Raw genomic sequence first — 21,119 nt, 5'->3', positions numbered from 1 at the left:
GGGCGGCCGGCCGTTTGGCCCGATCCTGACGAAAGCTGGCAGTCAGGCCACTCGTTCGCGGCCGTCCCCGCCCGGGACACTCGTCCGGTGACCGATCTGAGCACCCGCAGACCCGCCGCCCCCGCCGGCGCCCGCCCGCCCCGCCTGCACTACGCCTGGGTGGTGGCCGGCGTCGCCCTGGTCGTCCTGCTCGGCTCGGCCGGCTTCCGCTCCGCGCCCGGCCTGATGATGGACGCCCTGAACGCCGAGTTCGGCTGGTCGCACGCCACCATCGGCAGCGCGGTCTCGGTCAACCTCACGCTGTACGGCCTGACCGCGCCGTTCGCCGCGGCGCTGATGGACCGCTTCGGCATCCGCCTGATCGTGGTCAGCGCCCTGCTGACCATCGCCACCGGCGCCGGCCTCACCGTCCTGATGACGGAGAGCTGGCAGCTGATCCTCTGCTGGGGCGTGCTGGTCGGCCTCGGCAGCGGGTCGATGGCCGGCGCCTTCGCCACCACCGTCACCGGCCGCTGGTTCCAGGCCCGGCAGGGACTGGTCACCGGTGTGCTGACCGCCGCCGGGGCGGCCGGCAACCTGGTCTTCATGCCGGTGCTCGCCGCGCTGGTCGAGCACCAGGGCTGGCGCACCGCTGTCGTCGTGGTCTCGCTGGCGGCGACCGCCGTCGCGGTGCCCGTCCTGCTGCTGATGCGCGAGCGTCCGGCCGACGTCGGCCTGCTCCCGTACGGCGCCACCGAGCAGCCGCCCGAGCCGGTGACCGACGGCAGCGCGCTGGCCCGCTCGCTGCGGGTGCTGCGGGAGGCCGCCCGGTCGCGGGCCTTCTGGCTGCTGGCCGGCTCCTTCGCGATCTGCGGTGCGACCACCGCCGGCCTGGTCGGCACGCACTTCATCCCGGCCGCGCACGACCACGGGATGCCGGTGACCACCGGCGCGAGCCTGCTCGCCCTGGTCGGCGTCTTCGACGTGGCCGGCACCATCGCCAGCGGTTGGTTCACCGACCGCTTCGACTCCCGGCGGCTGCTGGTCGTCTACTACGGCCTGCGCGGCCTGTCGCTGCTCTTCCTGCCGCAGCTGTTCGGCCACTCGCTGCAGCCCCCGATCCTGGCCTTCGTGATCTTCTACGGGCTGGACTGGGTCGCCACGGTGCCGCCCACCGTGGCGCTCTGCCGCCGCCACTTCGGGGCCGACGCGCCGATCGTCTTCGGCTGGGTGCTCGCGGCCCACCAGATCGGCGCCGCCGTGGTCGCCGGGCTGGCCGGCGTCGTCCGCGACCGGTTCGGCGACTACGACCTTGCCTGGTACGCGGCGGGCGGGCTGTGCGCCGTCGCCGTGGTGCTCTGCCTGGCCCTGCGCGGCGGTGCCCGGACGGGCGGTGCGCCGGTCGCCGCGGCCGCCTGAGGACGCGGCCGACCGTCGTGAGGAGCGAGGAGCGGCAGTCGTAAGGAGCGGATAGCCTCTTCGGCTATGACACTGTCCTTCACGCTGGACCCCGCCCTCCCCCCGGGCTGCGCGCCGAGCTCGTGGCGCTGTGGACGGACGTCAGCAACGCCGGAGGCGCGGTCGGCTTCGTCCCCCCGGTCACCGCCGACCGGGTGCGGCCCGCCGAGGAGGAGCAGTTCGCCGGGCTCCGCCCGGCCGGGCCCGACCGGCTGCTGATCGGCCGGGGGCGCACGACCGGCCGGCTCGCCGCCGCCCTCTTCCTCACCTCCGTGCGCTTCGACCTCATGGACCACTGGCGGATGCTCCAGCGGGTCATGGTCCACCCCGGGCTGCAGGGCCGCGGCTACGGCGCCGACCTGCTCGCCGAGGCCGAGCGCACCGCCCGCGCCGAGGGCCTCGCCGGGCTCCGGCTCACCCTGCGCGGCGGCCAGGGCCTGGAGGCCTTCTACGGCCGCTCCGGTTACCGGGAGGTCGGCCGGGTGCCCGGGGCGATCCGGGTCGGGTCCGGCGACGAGCGGGACGACGTCACCATGTGGCTGGACCTCCGCCCCGACATCGGCTGACCCCGTGCGGGCGCCGGCGTCCGGCATGCTTCACTGGGAGACCGGCACCCGGCGGAGGCCGCCCCCGGCGGCCCGCCGCGCCACCCGTCGTACCCCAGCCGCGAAGGACGCCACCCGTGAGCAGCCGCAAGTCGCACGCCACGCTCCGCTACACCTCCCTGCGGGCGAGTATCTTCCTCGGCTGCCTGCTGGTGGCCGTGCTGCTCGGCCGCTTCGGCGTGATCCCGGTCGCCGGCAGCAGCGGTGTCGTCTTCCTCATCCTGCTCGCGCTCCTGGTGTCCGCCCCGATCAGCTACGTCGTGCTCAGCAAGCAGCGCGACGCGATGTCCGAGCAGATCGTCGACAAGGTCGGCGGCATGCGCACCCGCACCGCGCAGCGGATCGCCGACCAGAACGCCGAGGAGGACGCGGCCGACGACGCCGCCCGCGCCGCCGTCCGGGACTGACCTTGGCCGAACCCGCGCCGCCGCGCCGCCCCACCGGGCGGGACGTGGCCCGGCTGGCCGGCGTCTCGCAGGCCACCGTCTCCCTGGTGTTCTCCGGTACCGGCGGCCACCGCGTCTCCGACGCCACCCGCGAGCGCGTCCGCGAGGCCGCCCGCACCCTCGGCTACCAGCCGCAGGCCGCCGGCCGCCAACTGCGGCTCGGCCGCAGCGGCATGGTGATGCTCGCGGTGCCCAACCTGCTCGGCCCCTTCTTCGGCCGGGTGCTCTCCGGTGTTCACGAGGAGGCCCACCGGCGCGGCCTCGCCGTGGTCGTCTCCTCCGGCTGGGACGGCGCCACCCTCGCCGAGGCCGCCACCGCCGGCCGCTTCGACGGCCTGCTGATCTGCTCGCCGGACGACAGCCAGCTCGGTGAACTCCCCGCCGACACCCCCGCGGTCTTCCTCGACGCCGACCCGGCCCGCAGCCCGGGCCGCCCGACCGTCGAACTCGACGTCGCGGCCGGCATGCGGGCCGCGGTGGAACACCTCGCCGCCCGCGGCCACCGCCGGATCGGCCATCTGCGCTCCACCCTGTCCGCGCACACCTTCCGCACCCGCCAGGCCGGCTTCGAGGCCGCCGCCGCGGACCTGGAGGTCGTCGAGGCCGGGGTCAGCCTGAACGAGGGCGCCGAGGCCGCCCGCGCGGTCGCCCGTACGCTGCTGGAGCGGCCCGACCGGCCGGCCGCGGTGATCTGCGACGACGACGTGGTCGCCTCCGGCCTGTACCAGGCCGCCGCCGAACTGGGCCTGCGGATCCCCGAGGACGTGTCGGTGGTCGGCATCGACAACATCCCGGTGGCCGGCCTGCTCGTCCCGCCGCTCACCACCGTCGACCTGCCCGGCGAGGAACTCGGCCGCACCGGTGTCGCCGCCCTCGCCGCGCTGCTCGCCGGAGAACCGGTCAGCGCCGTCCCGCCACTCCCCACCACCCTGGTCGTCCGCGCCTCCACCCGCCCGGTCTGACCGCCGCCCCGCCCGGTGCACCCGCACCGGGCGGGGCGGCGTGAGGGTCCGTCAGGCCGCCAGGACCGTACGGGCCGGGGCGTCGGCCGCGGCGGGCCGGAACCATCCGCGGCAGGCGAACAGCAGTACCCCGCCGACCCCGATCCCGGCCGCCGCGCACACCGCGACCCGCAGCAGCGAGCCCTCGACCAGGGCGCCGGACACCGCGTAGCCCGCCGCGTTGCCGGTCGCGAACAGCGTGATCAGCCAGGCGAAGGCCTCGGTGACCGTCCCGGTCGGCGCCAGTTCGGCGATCAGCACGAAGGCAGCCGCCAGCAGCGGCGCCAGACCGATCCCGGAGAGCAGCGACAGCCCGGCCATCGCCCACGGCCCAGGCAGCGCGAGCAGCGGCAGGTAGGAGGCCGCCATCAGCAGCGCGATCACCCAGGTGCGGGTGGCGGTGGTGCTCCGCCAGCGGACGGCGCCGTAGCCGAGCGCGCCGAGCAGGCCGCCGAGGGCCGCGAGGGCCAGCATCAGGCCGGCCCCGCCGGGCAGTGCGCCGGGGTGCTGCTCGGCGTAGGCGATGAACAGCACGCTCTGGGCGCCGACCGTCCAGCCGGCGCCGGCCAGGCCGATCAGCAGCAGGACGAGGCCGGGGGAGCGCAGCGGTCCGAGGAGCCCGGCGGAGGCGCTGCGGGCGGGCGCCCGCCAGGCCCGGGCGGGTGCGGCGGTGGCGACGACCAGCGAGCCGAGCAGGCCGAGCGCGGCCGCCGTCCACAGGGCTGTGGACGGACCGAAGCCGGCGGCGATCCCGGCCACCGCGAGCGGACCGGCCACGTAGAGGATCTGCTGGGAGGCGGAGTCGAAGGCGTACGCGGTGTCGAGCTGCTCCTCCTCCACCACGGAGGGCCACAGGGCCCGCAGGCAGGGTTCGAGCGGCGGCATGGCGAGCCCGGCGAGCGCGGCGCCGGCCGGTGCGGCGACCGCGGAGCCGGGGGCGAGGGCGAGCAGGGCGTAGCCGAGGCCGGCGACCAGGGCCGTGGTGAGCAGCACCCGGGGCTGGCCGGTGCGGTCGACGATCCGTCCGAGCACCGGGCCGCCGATCGCGGCGGAGACGGCGTAGGCGGCGGTGGCGAGGCCGATCCGGCTGTACGGCGCGCCGGCCTCGCGCAGGGCGAGGGCGATCACCAGGCCGGTCATGCCGGCGGGGAGCCGGCCGAGCAGGGTGCCGAGGAGCAGCCGGGTGACGTGCGGGGCGCGGAGCAGCGCGATGTAGCCCATACCTGAAGTTATACGTATAACCACTCCGCTCGGTCAATCCGCGGCGGGCCCGGCCCCCGTCCGGTCTGGCTGGTTCGCGGCCATAGCTCAAACCAATACTTTGAACATCTCAAATGTTTACTGCTAACGTTCCGGCCATGACCACCGCAGGCGCACTCCAGGACGGACCGGGCACCCCGCCCGTCCGCCGCTGCGCCTGCCCGCGCGCCCGCCGCGCCTGCGGCTGTACCGGGGCGGCACGCCTCTCCTGACGGTTCCTCCGCGGCCCCCGCCCGGACGGACCCCGCGCGTGCCGCCGTGTCCGACCTCCCCCGTCTGCCACCCGACCCCCGGAGTCGCATCCCATGCCCGGACCCCTGTCCGCAGTCCGCCGCACCCCCTTCTGGGCGCAGATCGCCGGAGGCCTCGCCCTCGGCCTGCTGCTCGGCTGGATCGCCCGCGCCGGCGACGTCGCCTGGCTCACCACCACCCTCGACACCATCGGCAAGACCTTCGTCCAGCTGCTGAAACTGGCCGTCCCGCCGCTGGTCTTCACCGCCATCGTGGTCAGCGTCGCCAACCTGCGGAACGTCGCCAACGCCGCCCGGCTCGCCGTCCGCACCCTCCTCTGGTTCCTCGCCACCTCGCTGATCGCGGTCGCGGTCGGCCTCGGCCTCGGCCTGCTCACCGACCCCGGCCGCGGCGCCGGCCTCTCCACCGAGGGCCTCAAGGCCCCGGAGGAGGCCGGCAGCTGGGTGGACTTCCTCACCGGCATCGTCCCGACGAACATCGCCACCTCGTTCGTCGAGGTGAACGTCCTCCAGATCGTCTTCCTCGGCGTCGTCACCGGCGCCGCCGTGCTGAAGATCGGGGAGAAGGCCGAGCCCGTCCGCCGGCTCGCCGAGTCCGTCCTCGACCTCACCCAGACCGCGCTCTGGTGGGTCATCAGACTGGCGCCGCTCGGCACCCTCGGCCTGATCGGCAAGTCCGTCGCCAAGTACGGCTGGGACCTGCTCGCCCCGTTCGCCACGCTCACCGCCGACGTCTACGTCGGCTGCGCGATCGTGCTGTTCGCCGTGTACCCGCTGCTGCTGCGCTTCGCCGGCGGCCTCAACCCGGTGCACTTCTTCCGCGGCGCCTGGCCGGCCATCCAGCTGGCCTTCGTCTCCCGCTCCTCGGTCGGCACCCTGCCGGTCACCCGCCGGGTCACCGAGCGCCTCGGCGTCCCGAGCGAGTACGCGTCGTTCGCCGTTCCGTTCGGGGCCACGACCAAGATGGACGGCTGCGCCGCGATCTACCCCTCGCTGGCCGCGATCTTCGTGGCCCAGGTGTACGGCATCCACCTCGGCATCGGCGACTACCTGCTGATCGCCTTCGTCTCGGTGATCGGCTCCGCCGCGACGGCCGGCCTGACCGGCGCGATCGTCATGCTGACCCTCACCCTGTCGACGGTCGGCCTGCCGCTGGAGGGCGTCGGACTGCTGCTGGCGATCGACCCGATCCTCGACATGGTCCGCACCGCCACCAACGTGGCCGGCCAGGCGGTCGTGCCGATCCTGGTCGCGGCCCGCGAGAAGACGCTGGACCGCACGGCGTACGACAACCCCACCGGTGACCTGCTGGCCGAGCCGGAGCCCGCCCGGTCCGCCGAGCCGGTGGCCGCCGCGGCCTGACGCCGAACACCGCCCGCCTCCCGCCCAGGCCCCTTCCCCGCACCGGGGGAGGGGCCTCGGCCTGCTCGGGGCGTTCTCTCGGCGCCCTCGGGCGGCCGCAAGAATTGATCTCCTGTTCTGCATCAAATCAACAGATCTTCGAAAATTACTTGCACTCATCTTGTGGGGTGGAGTGCCGCAGCCCTACGCTCCGCCGCGGGCGACCACGGCCGCCACCACCCCGAGAGAAACGAGCAAGCGATGTCACGGAGCATCAGAGGAGCTGCGACGCACCGGGCCGGCGGGCCGCCGCGACGTGCCGCGGCCGTGCTGGCGGCGGTGACCGCGGCCACCGTCGGTTACGCCGGGCCGGCCGCCGCCGACACCGGGAGGCCCGCCGCCGGGGCCGTCGTGACGCGGGCGGGCCTGGCACCCGCACTGGTCGCGGGCCGCGGCGCCGACCTGGGCGCGGCCGAGCAGGAGGCCGAGAACGCGCGGAGCACCGGCACGGTGATCGGCCCGGACCGCACCGCCTACACCCTGCCCTCGGAGGCCTCCGGCCGGTCCGCGGTGAAGCTGACGCCCGGCCAGTACGTCGAGTTCACCCTGCCCGCCGCGGCCAACGCGATCACCGTGCGCTACAGCATCCCGGACGCCCCGGGCGGCGGCGGCACCACCGCGCCGCTGGACGTCGCGGTGAACGGCCGCAAGCACAGCACCATGACGCTGACCTCGCAGTACTCCTGGCTCTACAACCAGTACCCGTTCAGCAACGACCCGCAGGCCGGGTTGCTGCACCCGGACTGGTGGATCACCGAGTGCTCCTGCGTGCCGAGCGCCACCACCCCGGCCCCGGAGATCGCCGAGCCCTTCCGGCCCACCCGCTTCTACGACGAGCAGCGCCTGCTGCTCGGCCGCACCCACAAGGCCGGCGAGACCGTGCGGCTGACGGTGCCGCAGGGCAGCAAGGCCGCCTGGACGGTGGTCGACCTGCTCGACTCCGAGCTCGTCGCCGCCCCGCACGTGAACCTCGCCGCCGCCGACGTGCTCGCCTTCGGCGCCGACCCGACGGGCCGCCGCGACTCCGCGGACGCGCTGGACCGGGCGATCGCCTTCGCCCGCCGGGTCCGCCTGCCGGTCTACCTGCCGCCGGGCACCTACCAGGTCAACCGGCACATCGTGGTCGACGACGTGACGATCGAGGGCGCCGGCAGCTGGTACACGATCGTCAAGGGGCACCAGGTCGACCTGGCGACCCAGGCGCCCGACGGATCGGTGCACACCGGCGTCGGCTTCTACGGCAAGGACGCCGCCGCGGGCGGCAGCCGCAACGTCCACCTGTCCGGCTTCGCGATCGAGGGCGACGTCCGCGAGCGGATCGACACCGACCAGGTGAACGGCATCGGCGGCGCGATGAGCGACTCGGTGATCGAGGGCCTGTACATCCACCACACCAAGGTGGGCCTCTGGTTCGACGGGCCGATGAAGAACCTCGAGGTGACCCGCAACGTGATCACCGACCAGATCGCCGACGGCCTGAACTTCCACACCGGCGTCACCGACTCGGTGGTCTCCCACAACCTCGTCCGCAACACCGGCGACGACGGCCTCGCCATGTGGTCCGAGAAGACCGCGGACGCCCGCAACACCTTCGACCACAACACCGTGCAGTCGCCGGTGCTGGCCAACGGCATCGCGATCTACGGCGGCACCGACAACACCGTCTCCGGGAACCTGGTCGCCGACCCGGTCCGCGAGGGGAGCGCGATCCACGTCGGCTCCCGGTTCGGCGCCGAGCCGTTCGCCGGGCACCTGTGGATCACCGACAACACCACCGTCCGCTCCGGCACCTACGAGCTGAACTGGAAGATCGGCCTCGGCGCGATCTGGTTCTACGCGCTGGAGAAGGACATCGCCGCGGACGTCCGGGTGACCGGCGACCACTTCCTCGACAGCACCTACAACGCGGTGACGGTGGTGGCCGACTGGCCGGTCAAGGACCTCTACGAGGTCACCGGCCTGCACTTCAAGGACATCCGGGTCGACGGCACCGGCACCTCGGTGCTCAGCGCCCGGGCGGCCGGCTCCGCCGACTTCGAGAACGTGGACGCCCGCAACGTCGGCGCGGTCGGCGTGAACAACTGCGGCAGTTTCCACTTCACCCCGGCCGGCTCCGAGTTCTCGGTGACCGACCTCGGCGGCAACGACGGCGGCGGCACCACCGGCGCCTGGCTCGCCCCCTGGGAGCTGCCCAACACCATCACCTGCGACGACCGCCCGCCGGTGGTCGCCCCGCCGGCGCCGTCCGCCTGGTGACGAAGCGCGGGAACCACCCCTGAGACGACATCGGGGCGCCCGTCCGGATCCCCCCTCCGGACGGACGCCCCGACGGCGTTCGGGTCAGCGCGTCACCACTTGTCCCAGCTGATGTTCCAGCCGCTCAGGCCGTTGTCCGGCCGGACCTGCTGACCGACCGAGTTCTGCACGGTGACCGGGTCGCCGACGATCGCGGCGTCGTAGAACTGGCCGGCGGACGAGCCCGGCGAGCCGTCCTTGGCGGAGGTGTCCTCCAGACCGATGCAGCCGTGGCTGGTGTTGGTGCGGCCGAAGACGCCCGGGGCGTACTTGCCGTGCACGTAGGTGCCGGTGGGGGTGAGCCGCAGGGCGTGCGGCATCTCGACCTTGTAGGCCGGGCCCTCGTGGTTGACCACGGTGGAGGAGTCCATGACGGTCGTCCCCTCCTTGGCCATGACCACCATCGTGCCGTTGAAGGTGTTCTGCGAGGCGGGCGAGCTGGCGCCGGCGCTGATCGGGATGGTGGCGTCCGGCTTGCCGTCCTCCTTGACCACCATCTGGTGGGTGGAGGCGTCGGCGACGCTGACCCGGGAGCGGCCGATGGTGAAGCTCTGGTCGCTGTCGACCTCGCCGTACACGTCCGGGGAGGTCTCGACGCTCTTCAGCCGGTAGTGCACGGTGACCTTGGTCTGCGGCTTCCAGAACTGCTCCGGGCGGAAGTCCACCCGGTTGTTGCCGAACCAGTGCGGCTTGACCACGGTGCCGTCGGACGCCTCGAAGGTGACGGCCTTCTCGACGGCCGCCTTGTTCTCGACGGCCTTCTTGAAGCTCAGCGAGACGATCATGCCGACGCCGTACGTCTGCTTGTCCGAGATGTTGTCGTACGGGCCGGCGCCCTTGGCGGGCGTCAGGGTGGTGAAGCTGCTCTCCGAGGTGGCGGCCACGCCGGCGGCGTCCGCGGCCTGGGCGGTCACCTTGTACTCGGTGGAGACGGCGAGGTTCTGCGCGGGCGTCCAGCCGAGGCCGTCGGGGGTGATCGTGCCCGGGACCTCCTTGCCGTCCTTGCCCGTCACCTTGACCGTGGTGAGCCTGCCGTTGGCCACCGCGACCTTGAGCGCGCCGGACGGCTTCACCTTGGTGGCGCCGTTGGCCGGCTCGATGGTCAGCTGGGCCTGGGACTTCTTCTGCTCCTGCTTGTCGGCGCCCGAGGACGAACCCCCACCGCCGCCGCTGCTGCACGCGGTGGTGAGCACCAGAGCCCCACCGAGCACCGCTGCCGCCACGACCCTGCCTGCCGCCCGCTTCACTGCCACACCCCTTCGCCGTGTTCCCTTCGATAGACGCGCGAAGGGCCCCGGCAGTTTCGCACCGCGGAGACCGTCCGGTCACGAATCGACAACAGCCCCGGCAGCGTGGCGAGGATCACCCGATCGAGCGATGCCCGGTGGCTGACGGAGCAGTGCTCCCGCACGGGCGGGTGCGCCCGTCCGTGCGGGTCCCGGCGTCCGGGACCGCGCGGCCGGGGCCGGGGCGGAGCGGGGCCGGAACAGGCAGGGGGCCCGCCACGACGTGGCGGGCCCCCTTGGTACTGCGCTTCGTGCTCGTGTGGCGGCCCGGGTGGCCACCGGCGGACCCGGAGGTCCGGAGCGATCAGATCATCAGAGGATCGTCAGACTGCGGTGACGTTCTCCGCCTGCGGGCCCTTCGGGCCCTGGGTGACGTCGAAGGTGACCGCCTGGTTCTCCTCGAGCGACCGGAAGCCGGTCGAGTTGATGGCGGAGTAGTGGACGAAGACGTCGGGGCCGCCGCCCTCCTGGGCGATGAAGCCGAAGCCCTTCTCAGCGTTGAACCACTTGACGGTTCCCTGAGCCATGCCGTTCTCCTTGCGAGGGACGTATTGGAGGCCACACCGTGTGACCTCCGGTCCGCTGCGCTGATCGCCCTGCCTCCGGTATGGTCCGGAGTTTTTCGCACAGTGCTCAATCAATGCTCAATTGCGCTGAAACTGCTGAAAAACTACGAAAAGCCCGCGGTTACATGCTCCGCAGGCTTCAAGTACTGCAAGGGGAATCAAACTGCAACTGGAAGAGACGTTAGCACGCGGGCGCGACCCCGACCAGGGGTGACCGAAGGGCGCGCCGGTGTGTCGCCCGCCTGGTGTCGGGACCTGAACGCGGCAGGCATACGCTGCGGGGAGAGTACGAACATCAGAGGGAGCGCACGGTGACCGGTAGCGAAGCGGGCAGCTCGGCGGCGGTAAGGCCCCGGGTCGGACATATTCAGTTCCTCAACTGTTTGCCCCTCTACTGGGGGCTCGCGCGGACCGGCAACCTCCTCGATCTCGACCTCACCAGGGACACCCCCGAGAAGCTCAGCGACCGCCTGGTCGCCGGTGACCTCGACATCGGCCCGATCACCTGCGTCGAATACCTGCGGCACGCCGAGGACCTGGTCGTGCTGCCCGACATCGCCGTGGGCAGCGACGGCCCGGTGATGTCCTGCGTGATCGTCAGCAAGGTCCCGCTCGCCGACCTCGACGGCCGCCCGGTCGCCCTCGGCTCCACCAGCCGCACCTCCGTCCGGCTCGCCCGCCTGCTGCTGGAGGAGCGCGAGGGCGTCCGGCCCGAGTACTTCTCCAGCCCGCCCGACCTCGACGCGATGCTCGCCCGCGCCGACGCCGCCGTCCTCATCGGCGACCCCGCCCTGCGCGCCTCCCTGGAACAGGCCCCCCGCCAGGGCCTCGCCGTCCACGACCTCGGCGCCATGTGGAAGGAGTGGACGGGCCTGCCCTTCGTCTTCGCCGTCTGGGCCGCCCGCCGCGACTACGCCGAGCAGCAGCCCGGCACCGTCGCCGCCGTGCACCGCGCCTTCCTGGAGTCCCGCGACCTCTCCCTCACCGAGGCCGGCAAGGTCGCCGAGCAGGCCGCCCGCTGGGAGTCCTTCGAAGCGCCGCTGCTGGAGCGGTACTTCACCGAGGCCCTGGACTACTCGCTCGGCGGCCGCCAGCTCGCCGGCATCGCCGAGTTCGCCCGCCGGGTGGCCCACGACAGCGGCTTCGCCGCGGACGTGACGGTGCGCCTGCTGGAGTCCGTGTCCGCCGCCGGGTAACACCGGGCGTGCGGTGGCCCCGGTTGGTACTGTCCGGCGGGGCCCACCGGGCCCGACGGGAGGCGGGGGCGGATGGAACCACTGGGTGCTTCGGACCCGGCACGGGTCGGCTCGTACCGGCTGCTGCGCCGGCTCGGCGCGGGCGGCATGGGACGGGTCTACCTGGGCCGCACGGCCGGCGGCCGGACGGTCGCGGTCAAGGTGGTGCGCGGCGAACTCGCCGACGACCCCGAGTTCCGGGCCAGGTTCCGCCAGGAGGTCGCGGCCGCCCGGCTGGTCGGCGGTCGCTGGACGGCCCCGGTGCTGGACGCCGACACCGAGGGCGACCACCCCTGGGTGGCCAGCGGCTACGTCGCCGGGCCCTCGCTGGACGCCGCCGTCCGCCGGCACGGCCCGCTGCCCGTCCCGGCCGTGCACACCCTCGGCGCCGCCCTCGCCGAGGCCCTGGAGCAGGTGCACGCCCTCGGCCTGGTGCACCGCGACGTCAAGCCGTCCAACGTGCTGCTCGCCCTGGACGGCCCGCGCCTGATCGACTTCGGCATCGCCCGCGCCCTGGACGCCGCCACCGCCCTCACCCGCTCCGGGTACGTGGTCGGCTCGCCCGGCTACCTCTCGCCCGAACAGGCCGCCGGCGAGGCGGCCGGCCCCGCCGGGGACGTCTTCTCGCTCGGCGCCGTGCTCGCCTTCGCCGCCACCGGCACCGCCCCCTTCGGCGAGGGCGTCAGCGCCGCCGTCCTGCTCTACCGCGTCCTGCACGAGGAGCCCGACCTCGGCGGGATCACCGGCCCGCTGCGCGAGGCCGTCCGGGCCTGCCTCCGCAAGGACGCCGCCGACCGGCCCACCCCGGCCGCGCTGCGCGCCCTGCTGGCCCCCGCAGCGTCCCCCGCCGCCGGGGACTGGCTGCCGCCCGCCGTCTCCGCCGCCGTCGCCCGCAGCGCCGTCGAACTGCTCGACCTGGAGGCGCACGACCCGGACGAGCCGGCCGCCCCCGCCGCGGCCCCCGCCCCCGTGCCCCCGCCCGGCCCGCCGGGTCCGGACGGCCCGCCCTACGACCGCACCCCGACCACCCTCGACCGGCCCGCCGCCGCCCGCCCGCGCCGCCGCCGGGCGGTGCCGCTCGCCGTGCTGGCGGTGCTCGCCGCGGGCGGCGGCCTGTGGGCGGCGCTGCCCGGCTCCGGGAAGCCGGACCGCGGCAGCCAGGACGCCGCCACCAGCAGACCCGCCGACACCGGCGGCGCGAGCGGCGCCTCCGGCGGGCAGCCGTCCTCCCCGGCCGGGGCGCCGTCCTCCCCGGCCGCCTGGGCCAGCGGCTCCGGTACCCTCCCGGCCGGCTACCTCGGGACCTGGCAGGGCACCATCACCACCCGCGTCGGCGGCCTGCCCAGCACCTTCCGGGTCGAGTTCGGCCGGGGCAAGGTCGGCGAGGTGGTCGGCCGCACCAGCAACGCGTCCGCCTTCAGCGACACCGTCTGCCGCGGCGAACTCACCCTGCTCACGGCCTCTGCCGACCGGATCGAGCTGCAGGAGCGCCCGGTGGGCGACGATCCGCGGTGCACCGGCGAACCCGAGAAGCAGACCTACACCCCGGCGGGCGGCGGTTCGCTGCACCTGCAGGTGAGCGGCGCGCCGCTCGGCATGGACCCCTCCGGCGACCTGGCCAAGCAGGGGTGACGGGCCGCAGAAAAGGGCTGGCGTAGGCTGGTTCGGTCCTGCCGTCCGGGCGCCCTCCCGTCCCGGAGACGCCCCGCCGCCCGCCGGTGCCGCCGTCGGACAGCCCGCCGTTGGAAAGAAAGTAGGCCCGCAAGGTGTCCGAGCAGACCCTCGACTCCCCCGCCGCCGACCTGCAGGCCGTCCTCGACCGTGCGGCCGCGGGCGGCCGGATCACCCCCGAGGAGGCGCTGGAGCTCTACCGCTCCGCGCCGCTGCACGCCCTCGGTGCCGCCGCGGACGCCGTGCGCCGCCGCCGCTACGCCGGCGTCGAGCACATCGCGACGTACATCATCGAACGGAACATCAACTACACCAACGTCTGCGTGACGGCCTGCAAGTTCTGCGCCTTCTACGTCCCGCCGAAGAGCGACAAGGGCTGGTCGCGCGACCTCGACGAGATCCTGCGCCGCTGCGCGGAGACGGTCGAGCTGGGCGGCACCCAGATCATGTTCCAGGGCGGCCACCACCCGGACTACGGCGTGGAGTACTACGAGCGGGCCTTCTCGGCGATCAAGGGCGAGTTCCCCGAGCTGGTCATCCACTCGCTGGGCGCCTCCGAGGTCGAGCACATGGCCCGGATCTCCGGAGTGACGATCGAGGAGGCCATCACCCGGATCCACCGGGCGGGCCTGGACTCCTTCGCCGGCGCCGGCGCCGAACTGCTGCCGGAGCGCCCCCGCAAGGCGATCGCCCCGCTCAAGGAGTCCGGCGAGCGCTGGCTGGAGATCATGGAGGCCGCGCACGGCCTCGGCGTGGAGTCCACCTCCACCATGCTGATGGGCACCGGCGAGACCAACGCCGAGCGCATCGAGCACCTGCGGATGATCCGCGACGTGCAGGACCGCACCGGCGGCTTCCGCGCCTTCATCCCGTACACCTACCAGCCGCAGAACAACCACCTGAAGGGCCGCACCCAGGCCACCGTCTTCGAGTACCTGCGGATGATCGCCGTCGCCCGGCTCTTCCTCGACAACGTCGCCCACATCCAGGGCTCCTGGCTCACCACCGGCAAGGAGGCCGGCCAGCTCTCGCTGCACTACGGCGCCGACGACCTCGGCTCCGTGATGCTGGAGGAGAACGTCGTCTCCGCGGCCGGCGCCAAGCACCGCTCCAACCTCACCGAGCTGATCCACCTCATCCGGGCGGCCGGCCGCACCCCCGCGCAGCGCTCCACCACCTACCAGCACCTGCGCGTGCTCGACGACCCGGCGAACGACCCGGTCGACCCCCGGGTCGCCTCGCACATCGCCTCCACCGCGATCGAGGGCGGCACCGCCCACCCCGAGCTGAAGATCCTCTCGGCCAACTGATGCTGACCCTGCACCGCGCCGCCCTGCTGATCGCCGACCCGGCCGCCCCCGCGGCCCCGGCGACCGCCGACGGCGCGGTGCTGGTCGACGGCGCCCTGGTCGCCTGGGTCGGCCCCTACGCCGACCGGCCGGACGCCGCCGCCCGGCAGCGCGAGTGGCCGGGCCTGCTCGTGCCCGGCCTGCTCAACCCGTACGGGGCCTGCCAGCTGGAGCGGCGCTACCACCCCGACCCGCGCGAGGAGCTCGGTGCGGAGCCGCTCGTCCTCAACGTCTCCGACGAACGGCGCGGCGGCTCCGCCCGGCGCGGCCTGCAGCGGATGCTCGGCCACGGCACCACCGCCGTCGCAGGGCCCTTCGCCCACCCCGCCGTGCGCACCGCGGTGGCCCGCTCCGGGCTGGCCGCCGTCCCCGGCGACGGCGCCGACGGCGGGCTCGACCCGCTCGCCGGCCGCAGCCTCGCCGAGGCCGTCCACCGCCCGCTGCGGGCGGGCGGCCCGGCCGACTTCGCCGTCTTCGCCGCCGGCTCGGCCGCCGAACTGGAACGCTCCGGCGCCGGCTGCTGCCTGGCCACCGTGCTCGGCGGACGGCTGCTCCACCGCGGCCGCTGACACGCCGCCGTCCCTCCCGCAGTGCCATGCCCCGGCAAAGGTCGTACAAACCGCACACATCCCGCCGTGACCTGAGGCACCGCCAGCGGCTACGATCCCGGACAGCCCCTCAGGCACCGTCCCAGGGGCGCCCCTCACCACCGGGCCCCCACCGGGCCCCGGCCGCCAGGACAGGACCGATGCGACCCGCCACCGCCCCCCACCAGCCAGCCCCCCGGCTGGGCCGAGGCTGGTACCTCGGGGCCGTGCTGAGCGCCGTGCTCGCCCTCGGCATGTGCCTGCTCGGCTGGCGGCAGGCCGACCAGGCCGACCGGATCACCGCCAACCCCGTCCGCGTCCAGGGCACCGTCACCCAGCTGCCCGGCGGCAGCGGCAGCTACAGCGAGGTCGTCTACACCGCCGAGGGCCGCCGCCTCAGCGCCGCCGACCTGTGGCTGCCGGAGGGCGCCGTGGTCGGCGACCGGGTCTGCCTGGAGCACGCCGCGGACGACCCGGCCGCCGTCCGGGTCTGCGGCAACCGCTACCCGCAGCCGGTCGGCATCACCCTGGCCCGCACCAGCGTGCCGGTCGCCCTGCTCCTCCTCGGCCTGTGCCTGGTCCGCATCCTGCGCCACCGCCGCACCCGCCCGGCCCGGGAGGGCGGCGCCCGGGTCCGCACCACCGTGGTGCTGGCCGCCGAGGGCATGCCCGCCCTCACCCACGGCAAGCGGTCCCGCCGCCGCCGCAAGGGCGGCCGCCGGGGCCGGCCCCAGGGGTGACCCCGAGGGGCGCCGACGGCACCGGCGGGCCCTCGTGCCGGTCCGTTCCGCCGCGAAGCACCCGGCCGCCGCCGGGGGCACGGCACTCCGACGTGCACCCGTTGCCCGGGCCGGTGCCACCAGGGTGAACAATGGGGGCGTGACCCGAGCCTCCCTGGACAAGCAGCCCCACGAAGTCGCCGCCATGTTCGACGACGTCGCGGCCAAGTACGACCGCACCAACGACGTGCTCTCGCTCGGCCAGGCCCGGGCCTGGCGGCGGGCGGTCGCCGACGCGGTCGCGGCCGAGCCCGGCCAGCTGGTCCTCGACCTGGGGGCCGGCACCGGCACCTCCTCGCTGCCGTTCGCCGAGGCCGGCGCCAAGGTGGTGCCCTGCGACTTCTCCACCGGCATGCTCGCCGAGGGCAAGCAGCGCCACCCGGAGCTGGCGATGACCGCGGGCGACGCGACCAAGCTGCCCTTCGCCGACGCCACCTTCGACGCCGTCACCATCTCCTTCGCGCTGCGCAACGTGCAGGACACCGACGCGGCGCTGCGCGAGATGCACCGGGTCACCAAGCCCGGCGGAAAGATCGTCATCTGCGAGTTCTCCACGCCGACCTGGACGCCCTTCCGCACGGTCTACACCGAGTACCTGATGCGCGCCCTGCCGCCGGTCGCCTCCGCCGTCAGCAGCAACCCGGACGCCTACGTCTACCTCGCCGAGTCCATCCGCTCCTGGCCCGACCAGCCCGAGCTGGCCGCCAAGCTGCAGCAGGCCGGCTGGTCGAAGGTCGCCTGGCGCAACCTCACCGGCGGCATCGTGGCCCTGCACCGGGGTTTCCGCGCGTAAGCGCTGGCTACACTCAGTCCAGCCAGCCGTCCGCCGTTCCAGCGCAGGAGTGTGCCCGTGTCCGAGACCGCCATCGACCTGAGCGGCACCGTCGAGGCCACCGCCGACGTCATCGTGGTCGGCGCGGGCCCGGCCGGCTCCACCACCGCGTACTACCTGGCGCAGGCCGGACTGGACGTCCTGCTGCTGGAGAAGACCGAGTTCCCGCGGGAGAAGGTCTGCGGCGACGGCCTGACCCCGCGCGCCACCAAGCAGCTCGTCGACATGGGCATCGACGTCTCCACCGGGAACGGCTGGCTGCACAACAAGGGCCTGCGGATCATCGGCGGCGGCGTCCGGCTGGAGCTCGACTGGCCGGAGCTCTCCGCCTTCCCGGACTACGGCCTCGTCCGCAAGCGCGCCGACTTCGACGAGCTGCTGGCCCGTCAGGCCTCCAAGGCCGGCGCCCGGCTGTACGAGAACTGCAACGTCACCGGCCCGGTGCTGGACGAGCGCACCGGCCGGATCACCGGCGTCACCGCCAAGCTCGGCGACGAGAAGCGCCCGGTCGTCTTCCGCGCCCCGCTGGTCGTCGCCGCGGACGGCAACTCCACCCGGCTGTCGGTCGCGATGGGCCTGCACCGCCGCGAGGACCGCCCGATGGGCGTCGCCTACCGGACGTACTTCACCTCGCCCCGGCACGACGACGACTACCTGGAGTCCTGGCTGGAGCTCTGGGACACCCGGCACGGCCAGCGCAAGCTGCTGCCCGGCTACGGCTGGATCTTCGGCATGGGCGACGGCACCAGCAACGTCGGCCTCGGCATCCTCGACTCCTCGCCCGCCTTCGGCGACCTCAACTGGCGCGAGGTGCTGAAGAGCTGGTGCGCGAGCATGCCCGAGGAGTGGGGCTACACCCCCGAGAACATGACCGACCCGATCCGCGGGGCCGCCCTGCCGATGGCCTTCAACCGGCAGCCGCACTACACCCGCGGACTGCTGCTGGTCGGCGACGCCGCCGGCATGGTCAACCCGTTCAACGGCGAGGGCATCGCCTACGCCATGGAGTCCGGCCAGATCGCCGCGGGCGTCATCGTCCAGGCGACGGCCCGGGTCACCGACGCCGGCCGCGAGCGCGCCCTGCAGCGCTACCCGCAGATCCTCAAGGAGGTCTACGGCGGCTACTACTCGATGGGCCGGGTCTTCGTGAAGCTGCTCGGCCACCCGAAGATCATGCAGACCGCGGCCGAACGCGGCCTCACCCACCCCGTCCTGATGAAGTTCCTGCTGAAGCTGCTCGCCAACCTGACGGACCCGCAGGGCGGCGACGCCATGGACCGCATCATCAACGGCCTCACCAAGGTCGCGCCCCGCGCCTGACGGCCCGGCCGCGCAGCGCCGCTGGACAGGGAACTTCCGCTGGTCGGACAATCCCTTCCATGGCGTCAGCAGAGTTCGGGGCAGAGGTGGCCCGGCCGTCCGAGGCCGACCGCGAGCGGGCGCTCGGAGCGCTGCGCGACGGGGTCGGCAACGGTCGGCTGTCCCACGACACCTTCATGCGGCGGATGGAGCTGGTGCTGGTCGCCCGCACCCGCGCCGAGATCGACCAGGCACTGGCCGGCCTACCCACCGGCGGGCCGGTCTCCCGCATCGTGCTGCGCGCGGTCGGCGGCGTCTCCGCCTTCCACGTCCGGCTGCGGCGCACCTGGCGCAACCAGCAGCTGCCCGAACTCGGCCTGCCGCAGCCCGGACCGCAGCCGCTGCTGATCGGCCGCAACCACGGCAGCGGCCTGCGGCTGTCGGACTCGACCGTGTCCCGCACCCACGCCGAACTCCGCTACCAGGACGGCGGCTGGGTGCTGCACGACCTCGGCTCGGCCAACGGCACCTTCGTCAACGGCCGCCGGGTGACCGGCCCGGTCCGGGTCTCCCCGGGCGACCAGGTCGGCTTCGGCCGCACCGCCTTCCGCCTCACCGGCGGGTAGGAGGCGGGGCCACCTCAGGGGCGCGGGGAACTGCGCAATCCGGATGCGGGTCACTGCGCAATCAGGGGTCGGCCCGTACTGCCGTCACGCCCACTCCCGGACTGCGCAGTTCCCCGCGCCCCTGACCTGCTGCCTCTGGATGCTTCTTCTTGCGTGCTGCCCCGGAGGTTTCAGCCCTCCCGGCGAACCGCCAGGGAGCGGGCCTCGATGCGGGCGAGGCGGTCCTCGAAGACGGTGCGGGCGTCCGGGGTCAGGGTGCGCAGGGCGACCAGGGCGCTGACCACCACGTCGCACAGTTCGGCCTGGACGTCCTCCCAGCCGTGCGTGACGCCCTTGCGCGGATTCTGCCCGGTCGCGCCGATCACCGCCTGCCCCACCTCGCCGACCTCCTCGGTGAGCTTGAGCAGCCGCAGCAGCCTCTCCTCCCCGGCGGGCAGCGTGCTCGCCCCGTCCAGCCAGCCCACCAGGCGGTCGATGCTGTCCCAGCTGCTGGTCTCCATGCGGGCGGCTCCTGTGCGGCGGTGGACGGACGGTCCTCCACCGTACGGGAGCCCGCCCGCCCCGGGCAGGGCCTCAGCGGGGGTGCCCGGCGTCGTCGGTGGTGAGGACCTGGGTGTCGAACTTGATCTGCCAGACCGCGACCGTGCCCGTGGGGTGCTCGCAGACCACGGCGCCGTCCTGCCAGGTGCCGTTGTCGGGCCACCACTGACTGCCGTACGGGTCGCCCTGGTTGAGGTGGACGTCGTGCACGCCGGGCCCGCCCGCGCCGCCGTCGAAGCGCTGGCCGAAGACGTAGATCCGGCTCGCCGCGTGGAGGTACGGCTGCAGCACGTCGAGCGCGTTGTCGCCGTCGCTGGGCACCCAGGGGAAGGTCCGCCCGGGCAGCGGTCCGGCGAGCCGGTCGAGGAGGTCGGGGCCGAAGGCGGCGGCCCCGGGGGCGGGGCGGGCGACGAGCCGCCGCAGCCTGCGGGCGAGTGCGGCGGGGGCGGCGAGCCAGGCGGCGTCCTGCAGCTGCGGGCTGCGCACGTAGTCGAGGGCGCCGGAGGCCGGGGTGGAGGCGAGCGGGTGGAAGCCGTCGGGCAGGGCGCGGACGGCCGCGACGTCGGCGGTGGTGAGGCCGTCCACGACCCGGTAGGCGACCCCGTTGTCGTCCGGCGAGTCCACGTCGAGGGCCGCGTGGTACGGGCCTTCTGGCGTCGTCAGGGTGAGGTGGCCGTGGTACCAGTGGCCGAAGTCGTGCGAGGGGTCGCGGGTGAAGTCGTGGAAGGTGCCGGCGGCCACGCCGTACCGGGGGAGGGGCATGGACCAAGGGTGGCGGGCGGCGGGCCGGGCGGCCAGCCGCTGAACGGGTGCGCGGCGGGCATTCGTGAGCTTGTGAAAGAAAGGTCAATCGACCGCACCGCCCCCGCACCCGGGCGGGTGAGGTGCCTATATCACGCCCGACGGAGTGCTCAGAAATTTGCTCCGGCGGCGGCATGATTGATATAGGCGCAAGCCTCTGACCAGTCGCTTCAGAAGTGAATGCGACTGTTTGTGACCATTTGCCTTCATTGCGTGGATGGGCCGTGGCTTCGGTCGGTTGATGGTCGTTTGCGAGGTGGCGCAGATCACAAAGATCGTTCAGAACCGCGTGTCGCAGATCACAAGCCGACGGGCATAGGATGCGCTCGATCCGGGCTTTGTGAACTGCCTCACATGGGGGTGATCTCATGGTTCGGATCACCGGATCACCCCAGCGTGACCCGGCAGTTCCTATCTGCAGTCAAGGACGACTGGACGGAGGGAGCGGGGGCTATGAATGCCTACGCGCCGATCCTCGTACTCGGTGCCATCGCGGCGGCGTTCGCGGTCGGCTCCGTCGTGATGGCCTCGCTCACCGGCCCGAAGCGCTACAACCGGGCCAAGTTGGAGGCGTACGAGTGCGGTATCGAGCCGACCCCGCAGCCGGTGGGCGGCGGGCGGTTCCCGATCAAGTACTACCTGACGGCGATGCTCTTCATCGTCTTCGACATCGAGATCGTCTTCCTCTACCCGTGGGCGGTCAGCTTCGACGCCCTCGGGATCTTCGGGCTGGTCGAGATGCTCCTGTTCATCGCCACCGTCTTCGTCGCGTACGCCTACGTCTGGCGCCGTGGCGGTCTGGAGTGGGACTGACCGCTGACTTTGTGAACGGGCGGACAAGCCACCGGACTC

At 73.6% G+C, this 21,119-nt stretch carries 20 protein-coding genes; 15 read left to right on the top strand and 5 right to left on the bottom strand.

Going from position 1 to position 21,119, the window contains the following annotated elements; all coding sequences use genetic code 11:
* The first annotated feature begins 87 nt into the window (after positions 1-87).
* The 4 genes from AB0442_RS08995 (at position 88) to AB0442_RS08980 (ending at position 3,450) form a co-directional block, all read left to right on the top strand.
* A complete protein-coding gene (locus AB0442_RS08995) occupies positions 88-1,398 on the top strand; it encodes an MFS transporter (RefSeq protein WP_363540856.1) in 1,311 nt (436 codons plus the stop codon).
* 122 nt (positions 1,399-1,520) lie between these two features.
* Entirely contained in the window at positions 1,521-2,003 is a 483-nt protein-coding gene (locus AB0442_RS08990) for a GNAT family N-acetyltransferase (protein ID WP_366161716.1), read from the top strand.
* A 116-nt stretch (positions 2,004-2,119) separates the two neighbouring features.
* Complete coding sequence (locus AB0442_RS08985; protein WP_366161714.1) at positions 2,120-2,449, top strand: DUF4229 domain-containing protein; 330 nt, start codon at positions 2,120-2,122, stop codon at positions 2,447-2,449.
* Between the two features lie 2 nt (positions 2,450-2,451).
* Complete coding sequence (locus tag AB0442_RS08980; RefSeq protein ID WP_366161712.1) at positions 2,452-3,450, top strand: LacI family DNA-binding transcriptional regulator; 999 nt, start codon at positions 2,452-2,454, stop codon at positions 3,448-3,450.
* Positions 3,451-3,501: 51 nt separating this feature from the next.
* Here the strand turns inward: AB0442_RS08980 and AB0442_RS08975 are convergent, their stop codons facing one another.
* On the bottom strand, positions 3,502-4,710 hold the full coding sequence (locus tag AB0442_RS08975) for an MFS transporter (RefSeq protein ID WP_344622491.1): 1,209 nt from the start codon (positions 4,708-4,710) through the stop codon (positions 3,502-3,504).
* A gap of 344 nt (positions 4,711-5,054) precedes the next feature.
* Here AB0442_RS08975 and AB0442_RS08970 point away from each other — a divergent pair, with 344 nt between their 5' ends.
* Both AB0442_RS08970 and AB0442_RS08965 read left to right on the top strand, forming a co-directional pair.
* Positions 5,055-6,362, top strand: a complete 1,308-nt coding sequence (locus AB0442_RS08970) for a dicarboxylate/amino acid:cation symporter (protein ID WP_366161711.1) — start codon at positions 5,055-5,057, stop codon at positions 6,360-6,362.
* A 240-nt stretch (positions 6,363-6,602) separates the two neighbouring features.
* Positions 6,603-8,657 (top strand): glycosyl hydrolase family 28-related protein, encoded by a 2,055-nt coding sequence (locus AB0442_RS08965; protein WP_366161709.1) that lies wholly within the window; start codon positions 6,603-6,605, stop codon positions 8,655-8,657.
* Between the two features lie 92 nt (positions 8,658-8,749).
* On the opposite strand, the gene AB0442_RS08960 is transcribed toward AB0442_RS08965, so the two are convergent.
* Both AB0442_RS08960 and AB0442_RS08955 read right to left on the bottom strand, forming a co-directional pair.
* Positions 8,750-9,889: an Ig-like domain-containing protein gene (locus AB0442_RS08960; protein ID WP_366161708.1), complete on the bottom strand. Its 1,140-nt coding sequence runs from the start codon at positions 9,887-9,889 to the stop codon at positions 8,750-8,752.
* A 416-nt stretch (positions 9,890-10,305) separates the two neighbouring features.
* Complete coding sequence (locus tag AB0442_RS08955) at positions 10,306-10,509, bottom strand: cold-shock protein (RefSeq protein WP_030268950.1); 204 nt, start codon at positions 10,507-10,509, stop codon at positions 10,306-10,308.
* A 350-nt stretch (positions 10,510-10,859) separates the two neighbouring features.
* Between AB0442_RS08955 and AB0442_RS08950 the strand changes: the two genes are divergently transcribed.
* The 8 genes from AB0442_RS08950 (at position 10,860) to AB0442_RS08915 (ending at position 18,926) form a co-directional block, all read left to right on the top strand.
* Positions 10,860-11,744: a menaquinone biosynthesis protein gene (locus AB0442_RS08950; protein WP_366161707.1), complete on the top strand. Its 885-nt coding sequence runs from the start codon at positions 10,860-10,862 to the stop codon at positions 11,742-11,744.
* Between the two features lie 72 nt (positions 11,745-11,816).
* On the top strand, positions 11,817-13,415 hold the full coding sequence (locus AB0442_RS08945; RefSeq protein ID WP_366161706.1) for a serine/threonine-protein kinase: 1,599 nt from the start codon (positions 11,817-11,819) through the stop codon (positions 13,413-13,415).
* 134 nt (positions 13,416-13,549) lie between these two features.
* Positions 13,550-14,764: a cyclic dehypoxanthinyl futalosine synthase gene (gene mqnC / locus AB0442_RS08940; RefSeq protein WP_344626418.1), complete on the top strand. Its 1,215-nt coding sequence runs from the start codon at positions 13,550-13,552 to the stop codon at positions 14,762-14,764.
* Complete coding sequence (locus AB0442_RS08935; protein ID WP_366161705.1) at positions 14,764-15,372, top strand: hypothetical protein; 609 nt, start codon at positions 14,764-14,766, stop codon at positions 15,370-15,372. The genes mqnC and AB0442_RS08935 overlap by 1 nt, the downstream gene beginning before the upstream one ends.
* A 179-nt stretch (positions 15,373-15,551) precedes the next feature.
* Positions 15,552-16,130: a hypothetical protein gene (locus AB0442_RS08930; protein ID WP_363540866.1), complete on the top strand. Its 579-nt coding sequence runs from the start codon at positions 15,552-15,554 to the stop codon at positions 16,128-16,130.
* 139 nt (positions 16,131-16,269) lie between these two features.
* Entirely contained in the window at positions 16,270-16,962 is a 693-nt protein-coding gene (locus tag AB0442_RS08925; protein ID WP_030268961.1) for a demethylmenaquinone methyltransferase, read from the top strand.
* 78 nt (positions 16,963-17,040) lie between these two features.
* Entirely contained in the window at positions 17,041-18,321 is a 1,281-nt protein-coding gene (locus tag AB0442_RS08920) for a geranylgeranyl reductase family protein (RefSeq protein ID WP_363540902.1), read from the top strand.
* Between the two features lie 59 nt (positions 18,322-18,380).
* Positions 18,381-18,926, top strand: coding sequence for a DUF1707 and FHA domain-containing protein (locus AB0442_RS08915; protein WP_344626414.1), 546 nt, complete (start codon positions 18,381-18,383; stop codon positions 18,924-18,926).
* Positions 18,927-19,096: 170 nt separating this feature from the next.
* On the opposite strand, the gene AB0442_RS08910 is transcribed toward AB0442_RS08915, so the two are convergent.
* Both AB0442_RS08910 and AB0442_RS08905 read right to left on the bottom strand, forming a co-directional pair.
* On the bottom strand, positions 19,097-19,426 hold the full coding sequence (locus AB0442_RS08910) for a MazG-like family protein (protein ID WP_366161703.1): 330 nt from the start codon (positions 19,424-19,426) through the stop codon (positions 19,097-19,099).
* Positions 19,427-19,499: 73 nt separating this feature from the next.
* Positions 19,500-20,228 (bottom strand): DUF2278 family protein, encoded by a 729-nt coding sequence (locus AB0442_RS08905; protein WP_366161702.1) that lies wholly within the window; start codon positions 20,226-20,228, stop codon positions 19,500-19,502.
* 492 nt (positions 20,229-20,720) lie between these two features.
* Here AB0442_RS08905 and AB0442_RS08900 point away from each other — a divergent pair, with 492 nt between their 5' ends.
* Positions 20,721-21,080, top strand: a complete 360-nt coding sequence (locus AB0442_RS08900; protein ID WP_014137597.1) for an NADH-quinone oxidoreductase subunit A — start codon at positions 20,721-20,723, stop codon at positions 21,078-21,080.
* The last annotated feature ends 39 nt before the right edge of the window (positions 21,081-21,119 follow it).

The organism is Kitasatospora sp. NPDC085895, from assembly GCF_040702125.1.
Taxonomy (GTDB): Bacteria; Actinomycetota; Actinomycetes; order Streptomycetales; family Streptomycetaceae; genus Kitasatospora; species Kitasatospora arboriphila.
This window is presented reverse-complemented; position numbering and strand designations above follow the sequence as displayed.